The 5,081-nt window shown below is 65.4% G+C and carries 5 protein-coding genes; 3 read left to right on the forward strand and 2 right to left on the reverse strand.

All coding sequences use genetic code 11. The features are described from left to right. Positions 1–66: 66 nt before the first annotated feature. Entirely contained in the window at positions 67–894 is an 828-nt protein-coding gene (locus VE25_RS18665; protein WP_046110181.1) for a shikimate dehydrogenase, read from the reverse strand. Continuing rightward, positions 891–1,496 carry a Maf family protein gene (locus VE25_RS18670; protein ID WP_046110185.1) on the reverse strand — a complete coding sequence of 202 codons (606 nt, stop codon included), beginning with the start codon at positions 1,494–1,496 and terminating at the stop codon, positions 891–893. Before VE25_RS18670 ends, VE25_RS18665 begins: the two co-directional genes overlap by 4 nt. Before the next feature lie 445 nt (positions 1,497–1,941). Here VE25_RS18670 and hemE point away from each other — a divergent pair, with 445 nt between their 5' ends. The 3 genes from hemE to rho all read left to right on the forward strand — a co-directional run bounded on the left by hemE (position 1,942) and on the right by rho (position 4,983). Continuing rightward, positions 1,942–2,982 (forward strand): uroporphyrinogen decarboxylase, encoded by a 1,041-nt coding sequence (gene hemE, locus VE25_RS18675; protein ID WP_046110182.1) that lies wholly within the window; start codon positions 1,942–1,944, stop codon positions 2,980–2,982. Positions 2,983–3,088: 106 nt separating this feature from the next. Then, complete coding sequence (hemJ, locus tag VE25_RS18680) at positions 3,089–3,514, forward strand: protoporphyrinogen oxidase HemJ (RefSeq protein ID WP_046110183.1); 426 nt, start codon at positions 3,089–3,091, stop codon at positions 3,512–3,514. A gap of 203 nt (positions 3,515–3,717) precedes the next feature. Continuing rightward, a complete protein-coding gene (gene rho, locus VE25_RS18685) occupies positions 3,718–4,983 on the forward strand; it encodes a transcription termination factor Rho (protein ID WP_046110184.1) in 1,266 nt (421 codons plus the stop codon). The last annotated feature ends 98 nt before the right edge of the window (positions 4,984–5,081 follow it).

Below are 5,081 nucleotides of genomic sequence, written 5' to 3' on the forward strand. Positions count from 1 at the left end.
GGGCCCCCCTCCCCTCAAGGGGGAGGGGGGCACAGCCGGCGAAGCTGGAGATGATCGTCCCCATCCCTAGTGCCCCAATGTCGCTTCGACCGCCGCGCGCAGCGCCGGCGTCACCTGCGGGCGCACGCCGAACCAGGCCTCGAATCCCGGCACCGCCTGGTGCAGCAACATGCCGAGGCCGTCGACGGTTTTCAGCCCCCGCGCCCGCGCGTCGGCCAGCAGCGGGGTTTCGAGCGGCACGTAGACGATATCGGTGACGAGGGTATCGGGGCGCAGCATGTCGAGGTCGAACGTCTCGAAGCGGCTGCCGTGCATGCCGATAGAGGTGGTGTTGACGACGAGGCCGGCGAGCGGGGCGGCCGCGTTGATATCGTCGAGCTGGCCGACGGTGATGTCGCCGTCGATCTCGGCGGCGAGGCGGTCGGCGCTCGCCCGCGTCCGGTTGAGGAGGATGACGGGAATGCCGCGGCTGGCAAGGGCAACGAGGATGGCCCGCGCCGCGCCGCCCGCGCCGAGGACCAGCGCCCGCTCGAGTCCCTGCGACCACCCCGGCGCGCCCGCATCGAGATTGCCGAGGAAGCCGAGATAGTCGGTGTTGGTGCCCAAGAGTCTGCCGTCGCGCATCACCAGCGTATTGACCGCACCGATCTGGCGGGCGAGCGGATCGACCTCGTCGCAGAGGGCGAAGACCGCTTCCTTGTGCGGGATGGTGACATTGCCGCCGGCAAATTCGCCCCGTCGCACGCGGGCAACGAACCCCTCCAGCGCATCCGGCGCCACGTCGATGGCTTCATAGCTGCCGTCGATGCCGTGTTCGGCAAGCCATGTGCCGTGGATCAGGGGCGAGCGGGAATGGGCGATCGGGTGGCCGATGACGAAGGCTCTGGTGGTCACGCGGGGGCTTTCGCAAGGAGCTCGGGAGCGAATTCGCGCAGCGCCGCCAGCAGCGGTAGCAGCGGCAGGCCGAGAATGGTGAAATAGTCGCCGGTGACCGTCGCAAAGAGGCGGATCGACGGGCCTTCCAGCCGGTAGCCGCCGACCGAGCCGAGAACCGCCTCGCCCTCGAGGGCAAGCACCTCGTCGCGCTCCTCGAGCGAAAACTCGCGCATGGTGAGCTCGGCGGTTTCGACCTGCGACCACAGCACCGCTTCCCCCCGCGCCAGCGCGATGGCCGCGTGCAGGCGATGGGTCTTGCCGCGCAGGGTATCGAGCTGCTCGGCGGCCGCCGCCATGCTGTCGGGCTTGTGGAAAATGCGCGGGCCGAGCGACAAGGTCTGATCGGCGCCGATGACCAGCGCGCCGTCGCGGGCGGCGGCGACGGCCCTCGCCTTGGCGGCGGCGAGCAGCAGGGCGATGTCGCGCGCATCGCCTCCCGCCGCTTCCGCCTGCGCCTCGATGGCGCGTTCATCCACAGCCGCCGGCTCGACGGCGAAGTCGAGCCCGGCCCCGGCGAGCAGGGCGCGGCGCGCGGCAGACTGCGAGGCGAGGATCAGCATGGGATCAAGGTTTTCCACACTGTCCCCGCAAGCTCAAGCCCTCCTTGTGCGTTAGGAGGATGGTTTTGGCCGAGCGGCCAAGTTGTTCGACTTGGTAAACGAGGCGTTAACAGGTCGACCCCGCTGCTGACTCGCTGAGGGCTATGGATAGGAGCGGGGAAAACCCGTTTTCGCCGGCGCTTCGGGGAGCGGAGATTCGAACAGGCTCATCCCAGCGTGCGTCCCCAGGGGTCGAATGGTTAACGGCCCGTTAACGCGCCCGTTTGCGCCGGAAGGATGACGATGTCCCCCGACGGTTGTTAACACCCCGTTAACCATGACGCTGTGCGCTTCTGCCGCGAGACGGCGCGATTGTGGGCGCCCATGAATTGGGGCAAAACACCGCCATGATGATAAAGATAAAAGAAGAAGACTCTTTTTATCGGTTTGGACGGGAGCGAGCCGCGTGACCGGGGCAAGCGGCAAGATCCTCCTCGAGACGGTCAGGGGCCGACGCCAGGAGCGCGCCCCGATCTGGATCATGCGCCAGGCCGGACGCTACCTGCCCGAGTACCGTGAGGTGAGGGCCGGGGTCAGCGGCTTCCTCGAGCTCTGCTACACCCCAAAGCTCGCCGCCGAGGTGACGCTGCAACCCTTGCGTCGATTCGAGCTCGATGCGGCCATCCTCTTTTCCGACATCCTCGTCATCCCCGATGCGCTGGGCCAGAAGGTGCGCTTCGAGACGGGCGAGGGACCGCTCCTTGATCCGGTGGACGCCGGAGCGATCGCCGCGTTGAAGCCGGAACGGGTCGTCGAGCGGCTCTCACCGGTGCTGGAGACCCTCGAGCGGGTGAAGGCGGCTCTGCCCCGGACCAAGACCATGATCGGCTTCTGCGGCTCGCCCTGGACGGTCGCCACCTACATGATCGGCGGGCGCGGCTCGTCCGACCAGGCCGCGGCGCGGCTCTTTGCCCTGCGCGAGCCCGAGGCGTTCGCGGCGTTGGTCGATGTCCTCGTCGAAGCCAGCATCGAGTACCTCGCCGCCCAGTTCGCGGCCGGCGCCGACGTGGTGCAGCTCTTCGAGAGCTGGGCGCTCAACCTCGACGAGCCGGCCTTCCGCGAGCGGGTGATCGAGCCCAACCGGCGGATCGTCGAGGGCCTGCGGCGCCGGGTGCCCGATGCCCCTATCATCGGCTTTCCGCGCGGCGCCGCCGGCATGATCGGCGAATATGTCGAGCGAACCGGCGTCAATGCCGTCGGCCTCGACTATGCGACGCCCCCCGCCTTCGCCGACAAGGCCGTGCCGAAGGACATCGCCGTCCAGGGCAATCTCGATCCCTTGCGGCTTGTCGCCGGCGGGCGGCAGATGGAAGATCAGGCGCGGGCGATTCTTTCGGTTTTCGCGGATCGCCCGCACATCTTCAATCTCGGGCACGGCATCGTGCCGGAGACGCCGATTTCCCACGTGGAGCGGCTCGTCGACATCGTCAGAGCTTTCCCGTCCTGACGGGTGTCAGGACGGGAAAGCTCACTTTTTGTTTGTCGCATTTTCGAACCGCAAAAGTGGCGACCACTTTTGCTGAAAATGCTCTGGAACGGGTGAGGGGAAACCCATGGAATGGGTCAAGGCATTTCACGTCATCTCCGTCATTGCCTGGATGGCCGGGCTCTTCTACCTGCCGCGGCTCTTCGTCTACCACGCCGATGCCGAGATCGGTTCCAAGCAGTCCGAGACCTTCAAGGTGATGGAGCGCAGGCTCCTGCGCGCCATCACCACACCCGCCATGATCGCCGCTTGGATCTTCGGGCTGTGGATGGTCATCGGCTTCCAGGCGGTGAGCTTTGCCGAGGGCTGGGTATGGGTGAAGGCCGTGCTGGTCATCGCCATGTCCGGCTATCACGGGCTCCTCGTGCGGCACACGAAGGCTTTTGCCGAGGACCGTAATGACAAGCCGGCGCGCTACTTCCGCATGATCAACGAGATTCCGACCCTCCTGATGATCGGCATCGTCATCGCCGTGATCGTGCGTCCGTTTTGACGAACGGCATTTGATGCGTTTCACGTGAATCTTGCCGTCACACACCGGTTTCGTCCTTGAAACCGGCGGTGCACCACGCTATGTGAGGGCAACGCATCGTCGAAAGAGCGCGATCGAGTCTCAACCGGTCGCCCGTCCGATGCCCCTTCCCCTCTTTCCCGCCTTTTACTTCCCCACGATTTCCCTAAAGGGTCATCCACCACATGCAGAATCTGAAGCTCAGTGAGCTCAAGGCCAAGTCTCCGGCAGAACTCCTGGCGTTCGCCGAGACACACGAGGTCGAGAACGCCTCGACCATGCGCAAACAGGAATTGATGTTTGCCATATTGAAGGAGCTGGCCGCCAAGGAGGTGGATATCACAGGCGAGGGGGTGGTCGAGGTCCTGCCCGACGGGTTCGGGTTCCTTCGTTCCCCTGACGCCAACTACTTGCCCGGGCCCGACGACATCTATGTCAGCCCCAGCCAGATCCGCCGATTTGGCCTTCGCACCGGCGATACCGTCGAAGGCCAGATCCGCTCCCCCAAGGACGGCGAGCGCTATTTCGCGCTTTTGAAGGTCAACACGATCAATTTCGAAGACCCCGAGAACGTCCGCCACAAGATCAACTTCGATAACCTCACTCCCCTCTATCCCGACGAGCGGCTGCGCCTCGAGCTGCCGGACCCGACGGTCAAGGACCGTTCGGCCCGCATCCTCGACCTCGTCGCGCCCCTCGGGAAGGGCCAGCGCGCGCTGATCGTCGCGCCGCCGCGCACCGGCAAGACGGTGCTCCTGCAGAACATCGCCCAGTCGATCGCCACCAACCATCCCGAGTGCTATCTGATCGTCCTGCTCATCGACGAGCGTCCCGAGGAAGTCACCGACATGCAGCGCTCGGTCCGCGGCGAGGTCATCTCCTCGACCTTCGACGAGCCGGCTAGCCGCCACGTCCAGGTCGCCGAGATGGTGATCGAAAAGGCCAAGCGCCTCGTCGAGCACAAGCGCGACGTCGTCATCCTCCTCGATTCCATCACCCGCCTCGGGCGCGCCTACAACACCGTGGTGCCATCCTCAGGCAAGGTGCTGACCGGCGGTGTCGACGCCAACGCCCTGCAGCGCCCCAAGCGCTTCTTCGGCGCGGCGCGCAACATCGAGGACGGCGGGTCGCTGACCATCATCTCGACGGCGCTGATCGATACCGGAAGCCGCATGGACGAGGTGATCTTCGAAGAGTTCAAGGGCACCGGCAACTCGGAAATCGTCCTCGACCGCAAGGTCGCCGACAAGCGCGTCTTCCCGGCCCTCGACATCACCAAGTCGGGCACCCGCAAGGAAGAGCTGCTGGTCGAGCCGGATATCCTGAAAAAGATGTACGTGCTGCGCCGCATCCTCAACCCCATGGGCACGATCGACGCCATGGAGTTCCTGATGGACAAGGTGCGCCAGACCAAGACCAATTCCGACTTCTTCGATTCGATGAACACCTAGCCGACAGGTTGGAGTATTGCCAGGTCCGACGGAACCGGCGGCTCTTTCGCCTCCCTCCCCCTTGAGGGGAGGGAATGAGGGTGGGGGTGGTTCAGTGG

The sequence above is a fragment of the Devosia geojensis genome (genome assembly GCF_000969415.1).
Taxonomy (GTDB): Bacteria; Pseudomonadota; Alphaproteobacteria; order Rhizobiales; family Devosiaceae; genus Devosia; species Devosia geojensis.